Consider the following 16,564-nt stretch of genomic DNA (forward strand, 5'->3'; position numbering starts at 1 on the left):
TGAGATCTGGTTCAGGCGGACGCCTCGGCCCGGATCCGGCGCAGGCGGTGCATGACCTCGTTGCCTCCGCGGCCGAAGTAGTCGTGCAGCAGCCGGTATTCGGCGTACAGGCGGTCGTAGGATGCGGCCCGCTCCGGGTCGGGCAGATAGACGCCCCGGTGGACGTTGCCCATGGCGTGGGCCGCGGCACGGATGTCGGGGTACGCACCCGCGGCGACGGCGGCGTGCATCGCGGCGCCGAGGGCCGGCCCCTGGGCGGAGCCGATGACGCCCAGCGGGCGGCGGGTGACGTCGGCGTAGATCTGCATGAGAAGGGCGTTCTTCGTCAGGCCGCCCGCGATGATCAGTTCCCGTACCGGTACGGCGGCGGACTCGAAGGCGTCGATGATGGTGCGGGTGCCGAAGGCGGTGGCCTCGAGCAGCGCGCGGTAGATGTCCTCGGGACGGGTGGAGAGCGTCTGGCCGATCAGCAGGCCGCTGAGATCGTGGTCGACCAGTACCGAGCGGTTGCCGCTGTGCCAGTCGAGGGCGAGGAGACCGTGTTCGCCGACCCTCTGTGCGGCCGCGAGGGCCGTCAGGTACTCGTGCGGGGTCTGGCCCGCCGCCGCGGCCCGCTGCGCGTAATCGGCGGGCAGGCCCGTCCGTACGAACCAGGCGAAGATGTCGCCGACGCCACTCTGACCGGCCTCATAGCCCCACAGCCCCGGCAGGATGCCGCCGTCGACGACGCCGCACATGCCGGGCACGGTGCCGTGCTTGTCGGAGCTCATGACGTGACAGGTGGAGGTGCCCATGATGGCGACCATCTGGCCGGGCTCCACGGCCGCTGCCGCCGGGGCGGTGACGTGGGCGTCGACGTTGCCGACACAGACCGTGATGCCCTCGGGCAGCCCGGTCCAAGCTGCCGCCTCGGCCGTCAACCGCCCGGCGGAGTCACCCAGTTGACCGATCGGCTGATCCAGCTTTTCGGTGACGAAGTCGGCGAGGTCCGGGTGCAGGGCGGCGAGATAGTCGCGGGAGGGGTAGGCGCCATCCTGGTACTGGCCCTTGTACCCGGCGGTGCAGGCATTGCGGACGTACGTCCCGCACAGCCGCCACACGATCCAGTCGGCCGCCTCCAGCCACCGCTCGGTGCGGTGGTAGATCTCCGGGTCCTCCTCCAGGACCTGGAGCGCCTTGGCGAACTCCCACTCCGAGGAGATCTTCCCGCCATACCGCTCCAGCCACTGCTCCTTGCGCTCGGCGGCCAGCGCCGTGATCCGGTCGGCCTGGGCCTGGGCGGCATGGTGCTTCCACAGCTTGACGTAGGCGTGCGGACGGGCGGTGTACTCGGGCAGTTCGCACAGGGGCGTGCCGTCGGCGAGCACCGGCAGGACCGTACAGGCGGTGAAGTCCGTACCGATACCGATCACCTGCTCCGCCCGCACGCCGGCCCCCGCCAACGCCTCGGGCACGGCGTGGCGCAGGACGTCGATGTAGTCGGCGGGCAGCTGCAAGGCCCAGTCGGGCGGCAGCAGGGTGCCGTCGGGCAACTGCCGGTCGAGGACGGCGTGCGCGTACCCGTGCTCCGCACTCCCCAACTCCGCACCATCACGGACCCGGACCACCACAGCCCGCCCGGACAGCGTGCCGAAGTCGACTCCCACGACGCAGGGATCGAGGTCCTTCCGCTCACCGTGCTCGGCGTTCATGAACCGGCCACCCTTCCTGTGTTCGATATATCGATCGCTGTTTGAAAAGCAGACGAGAAGAAAGGCAGCGCCCTCCCAGGCCCGCCGACCGGCGTCCGGCCGGGTCGGCCGGGTCGGCCGGAGCCACAGGTCCATGCTGTCCCGGGTGACGATCTCCGTGCATGGGCCGTCAGGTCCTACCGGAAGGGTCGAACGGCAATGATGCGGAGGCCACTTGGACTCGACAGCCGACGCCACGCATGGTCGCGACCGTGAGTTCAGGACGGTGGCCGAGGGGAGCGGAGCCACTCAGAGGCGGGCTGTGATCATGATGGGCCGGCGTCGGGTGGGGACGTCGCGACTGGGCTCTGCTTCTTCGCCGGGGTGAGCGGCTTCACCGGCTTCGTGGTGGGGTCGGTCGCCCTGGGCGTGGTCGCCAAGGCGACCCGTCCCGTCGTCCTCGTCCGGGCGGGAGAGGATGCCCAGGACGAGCATCTCCCAGGAGACGACCTGACCCAGACCAGCTGGGGACTGTCCCGCGACGACGCGGAAGCGTCCTTTTCCCCCTGTACATGGAGAAGGGGATCTTCGCCGTGTCGCCGTGTCGCCGTTCGAGACCATCGACCAGGAGGGCGTCGGCCAGCTCGTGGAGACGGCCGTCGAGGCCGGCCGTGTCGTCAATCCCCGGCTGCAGACCGGAGTGTGCGGCGAGCACGGTGGTGATCCGGAGTCCATCCACTGCTTCCACCGGGCCGGCCTGGACTACGTCTCCTGCTCACCGTTCCGCATCCCGGCCGCCCGCCTGGAGCCGGACGGGCCGGCCTGACCGAGACCACCGGCACCAGCGACATCAGGTGACGCTCGCGGTCGCGCAGTGTCTGGGGCGCCGGACCGCTGAACAGCCACAGTGGGCGTTCTGCCAGGGCGCGGCGGTTGCGGCGCACGAAGCGGCGGGCGTCCTTGTGCCAGCGTCCGGCGTACAGTCCGCCGCCGACCACGACGGCGTCGTACGGAGTCACGTCCGCCACCGATGCGGCCGGCGACGTCACGGCTGTGAACCCTTCCTTGCGCAGGATGTCGGCCACGGCCTCGGCGATCTGCGCGGTCGATCCGCTGGTGTCGTCCTGTAGGCGACCAGCAAGTTGCCGGTCATGACGGTCCGCCTCCTCTCACTCTCAATTCACAGCTTGCGCAGCCAGTCGTCGGCGACGCCGTGGAGTGCCTGCTCGTCGGGCTGGATGTGGGAGTCGTCCAGCCGGTAGGTGAGTTCGTCGACGACGGCGACCACGCCGTCGATCTGACGGGTCATGGAGACGGCGATCTCCGACTCGCTCTTGCGCTCCATGTGGCCGGAGAGCGTGACCACGCCCTCCACCACGGAGACGTCGACGCTGTGGGGCGCCAGCCACAGCGCGCGCACCAGCACCTCGTCGATGACCTCGGTGCGGATCTCGGCGTCGGGCCGAAGGAAGACCTGGAGCAGGTCGCGGCGGGTGACGATGCCGACGAGCCGTTGCTCCTCGTCCAGGACGGGCAGCCGTTCGATGTGGTGCCGCGCCATGGCCCGGGCGGCCTCGACGATGGTGTTGTCGGCGTGGACCGTGACGGGCGGCTCGGTCATCAGCTGGCCGGCGGTGCGCGCCCGGGCCTTCGCGGCGCGCCTCTTGGCGGCGGGCGTCAGCCCGGCGAACCGGAAGCGCTTCTTCGGCTCGTAGGGGTCGGGGCTCTCCGCCTGGTGAACCATCAGGTCCGTCTCGGAGATGACGCCGATGACCTTCTCGTCGTCGTCGACCACCGGCAGCCCGCTGATGCGGTGCTGGCCGAGCAGCCGGGCGACTTCCTTGAACGGGGTGCCGTACTCGGCGCGGACGACCTCTGTGGTCATCACGGAGCCGACCTTGTTGTGCTTCATGGCTCATTCCTCTTCAGCGGAGTCGGCGCAGATACGGGTCGTGGGGCCTGCGGGGCAGCAGGCGTATGCGCGCGTCGAGCACGGTGACTGCGCCCGGGGTCGCGAGAACGGGGTTGAAGTCGGCCTCGGCCAGCTGCGGCAGGTCGCTCGCCAAGCGGGACAGCCGCAGCAGGAGCTGTTCGAGGCCCTCGAGGTCCACGGGCTTCGCGCCGTTCGCGCCGAACAGGAGCGGGGCGCAGCGCGGGGCCGTGATCAGGTCGTGCACGTCGTGGTCGGTGAGCGGAGCGAGGCGGGCTGCGTGGTCGGCCAGTACCTCGGTGGCGGTGCCGCCGAGTCCGAACAGGACGAGCGGGCCGAAGACCTGGTCCTGGACCACGCCCGCGAACAACTCGGTGCCACGGTCGGCGAGCGGCTGGATCACCACGCCCGTCAGCAGGCCCGCGAACCGGGTCTCCAGGTCCCGGAAGGCGGCACGGACTTGGGAGTCGCCGCGGAGGTCGAGGTGGACGGCGTGCTCGACGGTCTTGTGCAGCAGGCCCGGCCAGTGGCCCTTCATGACCACCCGGCCGTCAGCGCCGCGCAGCCGGTCGGCGGCCAGGACGGCGCCGTCCTCGGTCTCGGCCCAGGCCCACGGCAGTTGCGGAATGCCATAGCAGTCGAGGAGCTCGGCGCATTCGCGCGGCTCAAGCCAGCCGCCGTCCGGGTGCGCGTCGAGGTACGCCTCGACGACCGCGTGGGCGCGTGCCGTCTCGACACCGTCGAGGTCGGGAACGGTACCGGCGGGCCGGGCGAGCCAGGCCGCGCGGTGAGCCGCGTGGGCCAACGCCCTTGCCGCGGCCTGGGGTTCGGCGTAGGCGGGGACGGTGCCACCGTCGGCGGCGGGCAACAGCTCGACGGGCAGGGCCTGTTCGAGTCGTACCGCGGCGATCGGCTTGGGCCCCCGTCCGGGGGCGCGGGTGAGGGCCCGGACGAGGTCGTCGCCGGTCGCCGCGGCGACCGCCGTGGGGACGAGGGCCACGAGGACGGCGTCGACACCGCCGTGCCGCATGATCCGCTCCACACAGTTCGCCAGCTGCTCCTCCGTGACGGCGGCGGTGGCGTCAACCGGGTTGCCTACTGCGGCGCCGTCGGGCAGAACGGCGAGCAGGTCGTCGATCAGCTCCGGGGTGGGCGCCGGGAGCTGGAGCCCGGCCTCGGCACAGGCGTCGGCCGCGAGCACACCGGCTCCGCCCGCGTTGGTGACGATCGCGACGCGGAGCCCGGCGGGCAGCGGCTGGGAGTGCATCAGGGCGGCGGCTTCCAGGAGTTCGCCGACCGAGCGGGTGGCGGTGATGCCGGCCTGGGTGAACAGGGCGCCGCGGGTCATGGTGCGGGTGGCGGCGGCCGCGGTGTGCGAGGAAGCGGCGCGCCGGCCGGCTTCGGTGCGGCCGGCGTCGACGGTCAGCACCGGCATCCGCCGGGTGACGCGACGGGCGGTGTGGGAGAACGCCCGCGGGCTGCCGAAGGACTCCAGGTGCAGCAGGGCCAGCTCGGTGCGCCCGTCGCTCTCCCACCACTGGAGCATGTCGTTGCCGCTGACGTCGTACTTGTCGCCGAGGGAGGCGAAGGAGGAGATGCCGATGCCCAGCCGGGACAGCCCGTCGAGCAGGGCGATGCCGACTCCCCCTGACTGCACCGCCACGCCTGCTGTGCCGGGGCGCGGATGGCCGGCGGCGAAGGTGGCGTCCAGGCGCAGTCGCGGGTCGGTGTTGGAGATGCCGAGGCAGTTGGGGCCGACCAGCCGCATGCCGTACGCGCGGCAGGTGGCCAGCAGGTCGTGTGCCTGGTCGACGTCCAGTCCGGCAGTGACGACGAGCAGGGCGCGGACGCCCGCCTTGCCGCATTCCTCGGCGGTCTCCGGCACCGCGGCGGCGGGCACGGCGAGCACCGCGAGGTCGGGGGTCTTGGGCAGGGCGCTGACGGACGGGTGGCACGGCACGCCGAGGATCGAGTGCGCGGCGGGGTTCACCGCGAACAGGCGCCCGGTGTAGCCGCCCGCGTGCAGCTGGTGCAAGACCGCCCGACCCACCGAGCCCGGCTTGCGCCCGGCACCGACGACGGCGACCACCTTTGGCCGCAGCAGCGGCTCCAGGCTGGCGACGTCGGCGGCACGGCCACGTTCCTCCACGGCCGTGAGGTAGGTGTCGCTCTGGTCGAGTTCGATGGTGCAGCGCACCTCCGGGCCCTCGAAGTGGCGGGCCGTGCGCAGGCCGAGGTCGGCGAAGAGCTTCAGTACCTCGTGGTTCTCGCTGAGCGCGTCGGCCGTGAAGGTCGTGATGCCCTCCGCCCGGGCGGCCGACACGAGGTGCTCGACGAGCAGGGTGCCGACGCCCCGGTGGTGCAGTCCGTCAGCGACCGCGATGGACATGTCGGCCGTATCCCCGGTGCCGCCGCTGTCGTACTCGGCGAGGCCGATGACCCGGCCCGCGGTCTCGGCCAGCAGGGCCCGGTGGCCCGGATGTACCGGGGCACAGGCCCGGTCGGCGGCCAGGCCCGCCGACCGGCGGCTCGCGGCGAAGAACCGCAGCCTCAGGTTCTCCGGGGACATCTCCTCGTAGAACCCCTCCAGCTGCTCGTGATCGGCCCGCACCACCGGCCGGATGCACACGGTGGTGCCGTCCGAGAGCAAGGCGTGAACCGTGGGTTGGCGGTGCGCGTCATTCGTCATCGCGGCTCTCCTCCTGATGTCCTGACACTTCGAGCGTCCAACGGATCGGGCGGCGCTCCCATGGGCTGTCCGGGGCAGAACGTGGGCCGGTCGGCCCTCTCTGGGTGCCGGGCTTCGACCGGTCCAGGTCCGCCTCCAGCCGATCGATGCCGTGCTCGCGATCCAGGCGTGGTGGCGGGTGCGGGCGGCGGTCATGTGCGGGCGGCGTCGGCCGTGTGCCGACGCCCGGCAGGACCGCGCACGTGGTCGACGACGGGTTAGCGCTTCTCAGCGCTTCACGGGCGTGCGCACGACAGGCATCTCGGGCCGACGCGCCGTCCCGGCCATCCCGGACGTGCCGGTGGCCGACGCCCGCCGCGCGGCGCGGCGCTGCCGCGACCGCAGGTACAGCGCGTCGACCGCGGCGCTGAGTACGAAGGTGACGGCCATCGCGATCACCAGGAGGACGGCGAACTGCCGCCAGAATTCCGGAGTCAGGCTCGTACCCATGGTGTTCCACTCCTTTCCGCTCTGCCGAATGGCTCTCTCACCACCATCGAACTGCGGTCCGCGGGGTGGCACAGGGTGCCGCAGGGCTGGAGGTGGCTGCCGGACGGCCCGTTTGTGAGGCCGAGTGGCCCATGGCCCGTCACCCGGCACGCACACACGCTGGCAGTGCCAGGTCCGTACGCCTTTCTGGGAGGCACGCCATGAACGCTCCCGCAACGACGAGCTTGCCGCGGGCGCTGTCCGCCGAGCACCGCCGGCGGCTGATGCGGGCCGCCCGGGAGGTGTCGTACCCCCAGGGCACCAGGCTCTTCGAGGAAGGCGGCCGCGCCGACCGGTTCTGGATCATCCGCACCGGCACGGTCGACCTCGACATGCGCGTCCCCGGCCGCCGGGCGGCCGTCATCGAGTCGCTCGGGCACAACGAACTCCTCGGCTGGTCCTGGCTGTTCACCCCGCACACCTGGCACCTGGGCGCCGAGGCGGTGACCCCGCTGCGGGCGTACGAGTTCGACGCCACGGCCGTCCGCTCGATGGGCCAGGAGGACCCGGCGTTCGGCCAGGCCGTCGCCCATTGGGTGGGCGAGGTCGTGGCCCACCGGCTGCGCGCGGCCCGTACCCGGCTGCTGGACCTGTACGGCCCGTACGGCAGCGGAGGACAGCCGTGAACGCGCCCGCGGCTCTGGTTGAGCGGTCACGTCAGGGTCTGGGAGCTCGGTCAGCGCATCCTGGTCGCCGCTCACGCGTGTGGCGCACGGCCTGGGATGTCCCCCGGTCCGCGCCGGTGGCAAGGCCGCGCGTGGGCCGACCGGCACCGTGCCAGGACCGGCGGGGCCCTGGCGGCCGTACGGTCTGCCCGTACTCACCGGTGGCGGCGCCGCCTCATGCGACGCCGCCGGCTCCGGACGGCGGGTTGACCGCCACGTCGTCCGGGAGATCCGGGTCGAGGTCCGGGTGGCGGCGCGGCCCCGTGAGCGCGCATTCGACGTCCACAACGCCCTCGACGGCCCGTACCAGACGCGCCGCGATCGGCACGAGCATCGTGTCGTCGATCCGCCCGGTGAGCTTCACGACTCCGTCGCGCACCTCCACGCGGATCGGTTCAGGCGATTCGGGGAACAGATGGGCGACGACCTCGCGCCGCACCTCCCCGGCGATGTCCTCATCGCCCCGCAGGAAGACCTTGAGCAGGTCGGAACGGCTCACGATGCCCTGCAGCACGCCCTCGTCGTCGACCACGGGCAGCCGCTTCACCTTGCGGCGAGCCATGATCCGCGCGGCCTGCGCGAGGGAGGCGTACGCCGGGATCGTGATGGGCGGAGCGGTCATGAGTTCCTCGGCGGTCAGCGCACCGGCCTTGACCATGTCGGACAGGCGCCGCAGCTGGGTGTACCGGTCCGGATCGCCGTCGCGGAACTCCTCCTTGTGCAGCAGATCGGCCTCGGAGACGACGCCGACGACCCGGTTCTCGCCCTCCACCACGGGCATGGCGCTTACCTGCCACTGCTGCATGGTCTCCACGATGTCCTTGAACGTCGCCCCGCGCCCGAGGGCGACGACGGTGCGGGTCATCACATCGCTCACGATGTGCGGAGTGCCGTGCTGCATGGCGTCCTCCCTGTGCTCGTAACGGGCGACACCTTCAGCGTCGGGCATGCACCCGGCGGCGACATGGGCCGAGTGGCCCCGTGCCGGGTTCCGATGGGCTCTCGCTGGACGTGCGGACAAGACACCGAACGGCCCACGGCTCCGGGCCCGGACGGGAGTCGCGCGCCTCCGGAGGTCGAAGACGGCCAGGTTCGGGCAGGGACGGACAGTAAGCGACATGGGGTGACAGACGCGCGTGCACTGGGATGCCCTGAGTCACCGCGAAGCGCCCTTTGTCAGCAGCACCGCGCAGCCATCCATCCGGGCACCCCCCTCCTCTCCACCAACGGCCCGATCGAGACGTCCGCCCGCGACGTCGAGGGCCCGGCGAGCCCGCTGCCCGGCGCAGGCAGCCACAACCAAGACGTCACCTGCTGCCGCCCAGCTCCCAGCCTCACCAACTGGCGTCCTCGCCAAAGGCATCCCCGCCGCGCCGTAGTCCGTGCCCGAGGGCGCGCGCCTTCCTCCACCAGGCGCTCGGTTTCTGGGACTGCGCCACGGCCACGGACGAAGGGGATTCTCCTGCTGTCGGAGAGCCTGGCAGGCGCCGTCCGGCAGCCGAGCGTCCGACCGGCCCGCACCCGCGCCGCACCGCCGACGGCCCCGGCTCCCCACTTCCCCCTTCCCCGCCTGGGGCTTGAGCAGGGACAAAGGGCCGTTCGGCCCGGGGTCGAGGCCGGGCAGCCCCTGCCCGAGCCTGGGCTTTCACGAGGACGCTAGTAGTGCAGGGGTCCGCAGAAGAAGAGGTGCGCGGGCATCGATCCGGGGAGGTGTTGGCCATGCTTCGCCCCATTGTCGTAGGCCTGGACGGTTCACGTGAGAGCCTCGCCGCCGCCGACTGGGCGGCCCGAGAAGCCCTGCGGCGCGGCCTGCCGCTGCGCCTGGTGCACGCCTGGGAGGCCGGTATGCCACCCGACGAGTCGGAGCTGCCCGAGCTGAAGGCGCCGCGCTACTGGGCGCGGCGGATCCTGCGCAGCGCCATGGACCGGCTCAACGAACGCTATCCGCAGGTGTACTTGAGCGCCGATCAGATCTCCCGGCCCGCGGCCGACGCCCTCATCTCGGCGGGCGCCGAGGCCGAGCTGCTGGTCCTGGGCAGCCGGGCCTTCAGCGGCTTCGGCGGGTTCATGGCCGGTTCGGTGGCGCTGGCGACGGTGGCCCATGTGACGCGGCCCGTCGTCCTCGTCCGTGCCGACCTGACCCTCAAGGACGAGCACGTGCCGGACGCGGACGGCCGCCCCTCGGCGCACACCCCGTACCGCGATGTCGTGGTCGGCGTGGACCCGGCGCATCCGTGCGAGGAACTCCTCGCGTTCGCCTTCGAGAACGCGGCGCTGCGTTCCGCGCCACTGCGGGTCGTGTACGCATGGCAGCTGCCGTACGTCCAGAGTGCCGCGGAGGCCAAGGCACGCAAGGCTGTCCACGCACGTGCCGAGAAGGCGCTGGCGGCCGTGCTCGGGCCGTGGCGGGACAAGTACCCCACGGTGGAGGTCATCGAGCTGGTCCAGGAGGGGCGTCCGGCGCAGCAGCTGCTGCACGCCACGCAGGACGCCGGTCTGCTGGCCGTCGGCCGCAGGATCCGTCCGGCCAGGCTCGGCATGCACACCGGGCCGATCGCGCACGCGGTGATGCACCACGCGCGTTGCCCGATCGCGATCGTGCCGCACGAGTGAGCCCTGCGGAACAAGTCGTGCCTCCCGGTCCGTCTGGCAGGGGCCGGGTCCCCTCGGCCCTTCACACGGGACGTTCGGCCCCTGAGGAGTCCGGCGTCGCACGCGGTACGACTGCATCAGGGTCCCGTAGGGAGGAGGGTGCCGTGTTCCAGGTTCGTCTCCACGGCCGTGGTGGCCAGGGCGCCGTCACGGCCGCGGAGTTGTTGTCGGTGGCGGCTTTTCTGGAGGGCCGGCACGCACAGGCGTTCCCGAGCTTCGGCTCGGAGCGGACGGGGGCGCCGGTGATGGCGTTCTGCCGGATCGACGACCGGCCGATCCGGGTCCGAGAGCCGGTCACCCAGCCCGAAGCGCTGGTGATCCAGGACGCCACACTGCTGCACCAGGTGAATGTCTTCGAAGGGCTGCGTCCCGGCGGTGCCGTGCTGATCAACTCGCCGCGCCCCGTCGCCGAACTGGGCCTCGGGGATCTCGCCAACCGTGCCCTCACGGTCCCGGCCACCGCGCTTGCCCTGCGTCACTTCGGCCGTCCGGTCCCGAACATCGTCCTGCTCGGCGGCCTCGCCGCCCTCACCGGCTGCGTGGCGATCGACTCGCTCGCCGCCGCCGTCCGGGAACGTTTCCCCGGCGAGCTGGGGGCCGCCAACGCGGCCGCGGCCCGGGAGGCGTACGACCACGTCCGCACCCAGCGCGCCCAGCGGGAGGAACACGCCCATGCTCAAACAGACTGAGGGCTCGCGCGGGGTCGCCGCGACCGTCGCGCACTGCCGTCCCGAGGTGATCGCGGCCTACCCGATCTCGCCGCAGACGCACATCGTCGAGGAGCTCAGCCGCCTGGTGAAGTCCGGTGCGCTGAAGCCGTGCGAGTACGTCAACGTCGAGTCGGAGTTCGCCGCGATGTCCATGTGCATCGGGGCCTCGGCGGCGGGCGCCCGCGCCTACACGGCGACCGCCAGCCAGGGCCTGCTGTACATGGTGGAGGCCCTCTATAACGCCTCCGGTCTCGGCCTGCCCATCGTGATGACGGTCGCCAACCGGGCGATCGGCGCGCCGATCAACATCTGGAACGACCACAGCGACAGCATGTCGCAGCGCGACTGCGGCTGGATCCAGCTGTACGCGCGCGACAACCAGGAGGCCGCCGACCTGCATCCGCAGGCCTTCCGGCTGGCCGAGGAGCTGTCGCTGCCCGTGATGGTGTGCATGGACGGCTTTGTGCTCACGCATGCCTGGGAGCGCATCGACGTGCCCGAGCAGGCACAGGTCGACGCGTTCCTGCCGCCGTACGAGCCGCGTCAGGTCCTGGACCCGGACGAGCCGGTGTCGATCGGCGCGATGGTCGGCCCGGAGGCCTTCACCGAGGTGCGCTATCTGGCACACGCCAAGCAGATGCAGGCGCTGGAGGCGATCCCACGGGTCGCCGGGGAGTTCCGGCGGGTCTTCGGCCGCTCCTCCGGCGGGCTGATCCATCCGTACCGCTGCGAGGACGCCGAGACAATCGTCGTGGCGCTGGGCTCGGTGTTCGGCACGGTCTGCGACGTCATGGACGAGATGCGTGAGCGCGGGGTGCGGATCGGGGCGCTGGCGATCACGTCGTTCCGGCCGTTCCCGCTGGACGCGGTGCGGGCCGTGCTCGGCGGGGCCCGTCAAGTGGTGGTGCTGGAGCGGGCGTTGGCGGTCGGTATCGGCGGGATCGTGTCGGCGAACGTGCGCACCGCACTGTCCGGGATCCAGCTCGACGGCCACACCGTCATCGCCGGGCTCGGCGGGCGGCCGATCACGAAGGTGTCGCTGCACCGGCTGTTCGACGACGCGATCGCTGGACGGCTGGAGGAGTTGACCTTCCTCGACCTCAACACCGAACTGGTGGAGCGGGAGTTGGCGCGGATGGCACGGACCCGGAGGTCGGGGCCGTCGGCGGAGAACATTCTGCGCGATGTGGGGAGCAACCGATGAGTGCCGCGCAGCAGGTGAAGTTCTACCAGGTCGGCAGCTTCGCCGCCGGGAACCGGCTGCTGGGGCCCGAACTCCAGTCCGACCAGGCCGACCCGGCCCGCGCCAACGCGCTGACCTGCGGCCACCGCGCCTGCCAGGGCTGCGGCGAGGCACTCGGCGCCCGTTACATCCTGGACGCGGCGCAACGCGTGGCCTGCGGCAGGGTGATCGCGGTCAACGCGACGGGCTGCCTGGAGGTGTTCTCCACGCCGTACCCGGAGACGTCGTGGCAACTGCCGTGGCTGCACTCCCTGTTCGGGAACGCGCCCGCCGTCGCCGCCGGGGTCGCCGCCGCACTGCGCGCCAAGGGCCGCACGGACATCCGTGTGGTCGGGCAGGGCGGCGACGGCGGCACGGTCGACATCGGGCTCGGCTGTCTGTCGGGCATGTTCGAGCGCAACGACGACGTCCTGTATGTCTGTTACGACAACGAGGCGTACATGAACACCGGCGTGCAGCGCTCCGGCGCCACTCCCCCGACCGCGCGCACGGCGACCACACAGGCGGTGGGCGAGGAGCCGGGCGCCCCCTTCGGGCAGGGCAAGAATCTGCCGCTGATCGCGATGGCGCACGAGATCCCGTACGTCGCCACCGCGACCGTGGCCGGACTGCGCGACCTGGAGGCCAAGGTGCACCGGGCGATGGGGATGCGCGGCGCCCGCTATCTGCATGTGCTGGTGCCCTGCCCGCTGGGCTGGGGCACGGTGTCCCACGACACGGTGCACATCGCGCGGCTCGCCGAACAGAGTGGCCTTTTCCCGGTGTTCGAGGCGGTGGACGGCGAGGTCACCGACGTCACGTCGATCCGGCGGAGGGTGCCGGTCGAGGAGTATCTGCGCCCGCAGAAGCGGTACGCGCACCTCTTCCAGCCGGAGCTCCGCACGGACGTCATCGCCCGCCTGCAGCGGACCGCCGACCGCAACATCGCCCGCTTCGGGCTGCTCGCCCAGGAGGCCGTACCGTGAAGGAGAAACCGTTCGCGATCACCCTGGACGTCGGCTCCAGCCTGGCCAACCACACCGGCGCCTGGCGGACCGAACGTCCCCAGTACGTCGACCGGATGCCGCCGTGCAACCAGGCGTGCCCGGCCGGCGAGAACATCCAGCAGTGGCTGTTCCACGCGGAGAGCGGCGACTACGAGTCCGCCTGGCGGCAGTTGATGCGGGACAACCCGCTGCCCGCCGTGATGGGCCGGGTCTGCTACCACCCCTGCGAGACGGCCTGCAACCGCGCCCAGGTCGACAACGCCGTCGGAATCAACTCCATCGAGCGGTTCCTCGGCGACGAGGCGATCAAGCGCGGCTGGACCGTTGCGGGCCCTTCGGTGACGTCCGGCAAGCGTGTCCTGGTCGTCGGCTCCGGTCCGGCAGGGCTGTCGGCCGCTTACCATCTGCGGCTGCTCGGCCACGAGGTGACGCTGCGTGAGGCACAGGAACAGCCCGGCGGGATGATGCGTTACGGCATCCCCCGTTACCGGCTGCCCCGCGAGGTGCTGGACGCGGAGATCGACCGCATCGTCGCGATGGGCGTCACACTGGAGCTGAACACCCGGGTCGACGACGTGCTCGCCTCGCAGCGGGACGGCGCCTTCGACGCCGTGTTCCTGGCCGTGGGCGCGGGCGTCGGCCGGCGCACCTACATCCCGGCGGGGGACAGCGCCCGCATCCTGGACGCGGTGGCCCTGCTGGCCGGCATGGAGGGCGAGGACCCGCCCATGCTGGGCCGGCGGGTCGCGGTCTACGGCGGCGGCAACACCGCCATGGACGCGGCCCGGACCGCCCGCAGGCTGGGCGCGACGGACGCCGTGGTGGTCTACCGGCGTACGCGCGATCGTATGCCCGCACACGACATCGAGGTCGAGGAGGCGCTGGAGGAGGGTGTGCGGATGAAGTGGCTCTCCACCATCAAGCACGCCGACGAAGGCCATCTGACCATCGAGCGGATGCGGCTCGACGAGAGCGGATTCCCGCAGCCCACCGGCGAGTTCGAGGAACTGCAGGCCGACACCGTGGTCCTCGCCCTCGGCCAGGAATCCGACCTGTCCCTGCTGAAAGACGTCCCCGATCTGTCACTGGACCACGGCATGGTCCAGGTCGCGGACGGGCTGATGACGGGCCATCAGGGCATCTTCGCCGGCGGCGACATGGTGCCCGCCGACCGCACGGTCACCGTGGCCGTCGGGCACGGCAAGAAGGCAGCCCGGCACATCGACGCGTATGTGCGCGGGGCCTCCTACGACCCCGGTGCCAAGCACGCCCCCGCGGACTTCGACCGGCTCAACACCTGGTACTACGCGGACGCGCCCGCCTCCGTACAGCCACGGCTCGAAATGGCCCGGCGGGTCTCGACGTTCGACGAGGTGGTGCAGGGCCTCGACGAGTCCACGGCACTGTTCGAGGCCCGGCGCTGCATGTCGTGCGGCAACTGCTTCGAGTGCGACAACTGCTACGGCGTCTGCCCGGACAACGCGATCACCAAGCTGGGCCCCGGCAAGGGCTTCGCGATCGACCTGGACTACTGCAAGGGGTGCGGGCTGTGCGCCGCCGAGTGCCCGTCCGGGGCGATCGACATGGTGCCGGAGGAGTAGCGAACCGGGCACGGGGGTGGCGACGGACTCCCGCCTCGGCCCGTCCGCCGACCCCTCGTCGAAGGAGTCGTCGGCCTGGTCCAGGCGCCGGTTCGGCGATGACGTGGGTACGTCCTGCGGCGTGCAGCGTGAACACCCGGGACAGATCCTGGCGGGGGCCGACGAATGGAGCCGATGACGGAGAGCCGCCGAGCACGGTCTCGAAGATCGGTGGGTTGATCGCCGCGTTGTCGGCGGGCAGCCCCACCACGACCAGGCACCGCGCCGTCGGCGTCCAGGCGGAAGTTCACCGGCAGTACGGCGGGCAGGGCCTGGCGTGTGTGGTCGATGCGGCCGACGGACGCGCCTTCGCCGGCAGACGCAGACGGCATTCCTGCCGGTCGAGTTCGCGGAACCCGTCGTTGCGGTACATGAGACAGTCCGTCTTTCGCCTGATGCAGCGACATGTGCTCTGCGTCCATCCTTCGCCGGGCGGGGCTGCGCACGATGGGCCATGAGTCCCGGCTGTGCCGGACAACAGCTCTGTCACGCGGTGATGCGGCGGCCGGTGACGGCGACGGACAAGGCAGGGCACGACGGATGTGGTCGAGCAGGATGTTCACGGCACCGGACAGGGCGCTTGGCAACCGGCTGGGACTCGCCGGTGAGGGCGGCCTCTGCGACCTCCACCGACTCCGCGACGGTCAGCCGCCCGTCGGCCGGTACACGGTCGTCGGCCTCCAGCAGGACGACGTCCCGGGGACGAGGCCGTCCGCCTCCACCACCCGTTCCCGGCGAGACGACGGCAGCACAACGCGGCCGGGCCGTGTCCGGCGCCGTCGGGCGGGCGGGCCCGCCTCGCTTCCACGGCTCTCGGCGTCGGCCCACCGAGATCGACCAGCACTGGGCCATACGGGCCCCAACGGCGCACCGTCCGGCCCTCCCCGATGGGCCCGGGCGCGGCCACCCTGGAGTCGGAGGCGCTTGCGCGGCCGGCCTCGTCTGTCGCGCCGACCTCGGAGGTGAGACATGACCGGCCCTGTCGTTGTCGGACTCGACGGCTCCGCCGCGAGCGTGACGGCCGCGTGGTGGGCTGCCCGCGAAGCTGTGAGCATCCGCCTACCCGTCCTGCAGGTCCATTCCTGGACCAGCCAGCCGCTCAACGTGCCGATCCCCCAGGAAGCCCTCAGCAAGCAGCGGTACGGAGACCAGGTGCTGCATGGGATGGAGTCCGAGCTGCTGCATCGGCACCCAGACCTGTCCCTGACCACGGAACTGGTTTCGGCTCCCGCCTCGCAGGCGCTCGTGGACCTGAGCGACAGCGCGGCCCTGCTCGTGCTCGGCTCGCGCGGACACGGGTCGGTGGCGACTTTCCTGCTCCGTTCCATCAGCCTGCACGTCCTTGGCCTCACGCAACGTCCCGCCGTCACCGTCCGGGCCCACGACCCGGCCGTCGAGGGCGGCTGGGGGCACCCGGCGGCAGCCGCCCGGGACGAGATCGTGGTGGGCGTGCAGGAGCCCGGCCCGGCCTCGGACCCGCTGCTGGAGTTCGCCTTCGCCACCGCGCAGTCCAGGGCAGCGCGGGTGCGGGCGGTACGAGCGCTGCCGCCGTCCTCGCTCGGCACTCTGCCCGGAGAGGGCCTCGAAGCCGACCAGCGGACACGGCTGACCGCCGCCCTCGCCCCGTGGCGGGAGAAGTTCCCCGCCGTCGCCGTCGCCGCGCACGTGGCCACGGGCCCCGCCGCGCAGGCGCTGCTGTCCGCCTTCGTACGCGCCTGCCTCACCGTGGTGGGACGCGGGCGCCATCCGTCGCACCTCACGTGGAAGTTCGGGCCGGTCGCGCACGCGGCCCTGCACCACGTGCCGTGCCCCGTCACCGTCGTCCCGCACGACTGAGCCGTGCACCGGAGC

At 71.8% G+C, this 16,564-nt stretch carries 13 protein-coding genes and 3 pseudogenes; 8 read left to right on the forward strand and 8 right to left on the reverse strand.

Annotated elements, in window-relative coordinates; all coding sequences use genetic code 11:
• Window positions 1-11 precede the first annotated feature (11 nt).
• A complete protein-coding gene (araB, locus tag ACFYO0_RS42430) occupies window positions 12-1,691 on the reverse strand; it encodes a ribulokinase (protein ID WP_388687030.1) in 1,680 nt (559 codons plus the stop codon).
• A gap of 453 nt (window positions 1,692-2,144) precedes the next feature.
• On the opposite strand from araB, the pseudogene ACFYO0_RS42435 reads away from it, so the two are divergent.
• Window positions 2,145-2,528, forward strand: a pseudogene (locus tag ACFYO0_RS42435) (putative PEP-binding protein); the annotation flags it as partial.
• A gap of 95 nt (window positions 2,529-2,623) precedes the next feature.
• On the opposite strand, the pseudogene ACFYO0_RS42440 reads toward ACFYO0_RS42435, so the two are convergent.
• The 4 genes and pseudogenes from ACFYO0_RS42440 to ACFYO0_RS42455 form a co-directional block, all read right to left on the reverse strand.
• Window positions 2,624-2,755: pseudogene (locus ACFYO0_RS42440) on the reverse strand (flavodoxin); the annotation flags it as partial.
• Window positions 2,756-2,850: 95 nt separating this feature from the next.
• Window positions 2,851-3,582, reverse strand: a complete 732-nt coding sequence (locus ACFYO0_RS42445; protein WP_388687032.1) for a CBS domain-containing protein — start codon at window positions 3,580-3,582, stop codon at window positions 2,851-2,853.
• Between the two features lie 13 nt (window positions 3,583-3,595).
• Window positions 3,596-6,289 (reverse strand): GNAT family N-acetyltransferase, encoded by a 2,694-nt coding sequence (locus ACFYO0_RS42450; RefSeq protein ID WP_388687034.1) that lies wholly within the window; start codon window positions 6,287-6,289, stop codon window positions 3,596-3,598.
• 267 nt (window positions 6,290-6,556) lie between these two features.
• The gene (locus ACFYO0_RS42455; RefSeq protein WP_388687036.1) at window positions 6,557-6,778 is read right to left on the reverse strand and encodes a hypothetical protein; all 222 of its coding nucleotides are present in this window, start codon (window positions 6,776-6,778) and stop codon (window positions 6,557-6,559) included.
• Between the two features lie 200 nt (window positions 6,779-6,978).
• Between ACFYO0_RS42455 and ACFYO0_RS42460 the strand changes: the two genes are divergently transcribed.
• On the forward strand, window positions 6,979-7,443 hold the full coding sequence (locus ACFYO0_RS42460) for a cyclic nucleotide-binding domain-containing protein (RefSeq protein WP_388687037.1): 465 nt from the start codon (window positions 6,979-6,981) through the stop codon (window positions 7,441-7,443).
• Between the two features lie 214 nt (window positions 7,444-7,657).
• Here ACFYO0_RS42460 and ACFYO0_RS42465 read toward each other — a convergent pair whose 3' ends face one another.
• Entirely contained in the window at window positions 7,658-8,431 is a 774-nt protein-coding gene (locus ACFYO0_RS42465; RefSeq protein ID WP_388687038.1) for a CBS domain-containing protein, read from the reverse strand.
• Window positions 8,432-9,201: 770 nt separating this feature from the next.
• On the opposite strand from ACFYO0_RS42465, the gene ACFYO0_RS42470 reads away from it, so the two are divergent.
• The 5 genes from ACFYO0_RS42470 to ACFYO0_RS42490 all read left to right on the forward strand — a co-directional run bounded on the left by ACFYO0_RS42470 (window position 9,202) and on the right by ACFYO0_RS42490 (window position 14,674).
• On the forward strand, window positions 9,202-10,095 hold the full coding sequence (locus ACFYO0_RS42470) for a universal stress protein (protein WP_388687040.1): 894 nt from the start codon (window positions 9,202-9,204) through the stop codon (window positions 10,093-10,095).
• A 143-nt stretch (window positions 10,096-10,238) separates the two neighbouring features.
• Entirely contained in the window at window positions 10,239-10,823 is a 585-nt protein-coding gene (locus ACFYO0_RS42475) for a 2-oxoacid:acceptor oxidoreductase family protein (protein ID WP_388687041.1), read from the forward strand.
• Window positions 10,807-12,048, forward strand: coding sequence for a pyruvate ferredoxin oxidoreductase (gene porA, locus ACFYO0_RS42480; RefSeq protein ID WP_388687042.1), 1,242 nt, complete (start codon window positions 10,807-10,809; stop codon window positions 12,046-12,048). Before ACFYO0_RS42475 ends, porA begins: the two co-directional genes overlap by 17 nt.
• A complete protein-coding gene (locus tag ACFYO0_RS42485; RefSeq protein WP_388687043.1) occupies window positions 12,045-13,052 on the forward strand; it encodes a thiamine pyrophosphate-dependent enzyme in 1,008 nt (335 codons plus the stop codon). The genes porA and ACFYO0_RS42485 overlap by 4 nt, the downstream gene beginning before the upstream one ends.
• Window positions 13,049-14,674 (forward strand): NAD(P)-binding protein, encoded by a 1,626-nt coding sequence (locus ACFYO0_RS42490; RefSeq protein ID WP_388687045.1) that lies wholly within the window; start codon window positions 13,049-13,051, stop codon window positions 14,672-14,674. Before ACFYO0_RS42485 ends, ACFYO0_RS42490 begins: the two co-directional genes overlap by 4 nt.
• 257 nt (window positions 14,675-14,931) lie before the next feature.
• Here the strand turns inward: ACFYO0_RS42490 and ACFYO0_RS42495 are convergent.
• Together ACFYO0_RS42495 and ACFYO0_RS42500 are read right to left on the reverse strand one after the other, a co-directional pair.
• Window positions 14,932-15,086: pseudogene (locus tag ACFYO0_RS42495) on the reverse strand (pyridoxamine 5'-phosphate oxidase family protein); the annotation flags it as partial.
• A gap of 113 nt (window positions 15,087-15,199) precedes the next feature.
• Window positions 15,200-15,565, reverse strand: a complete 366-nt coding sequence (locus ACFYO0_RS42500; RefSeq protein ID WP_388687046.1) for a hypothetical protein — start codon at window positions 15,563-15,565, stop codon at window positions 15,200-15,202.
• A gap of 117 nt (window positions 15,566-15,682) precedes the next feature.
• Here ACFYO0_RS42500 and ACFYO0_RS42505 point away from each other — a divergent pair, with 117 nt between their 5' ends.
• Complete coding sequence (locus tag ACFYO0_RS42505) at window positions 15,683-16,549, forward strand: universal stress protein (RefSeq protein WP_388687048.1); 867 nt, start codon at window positions 15,683-15,685, stop codon at window positions 16,547-16,549.
• Window positions 16,550-16,564 lie beyond the last annotated feature (15 nt).

Source organism: Streptomyces sp. NPDC006365 (assembly GCF_042870755.1).
Taxonomy (GTDB): Bacteria; Actinomycetota; Actinomycetes; order Streptomycetales; family Streptomycetaceae; genus Streptomyces; species Streptomyces xiangluensis.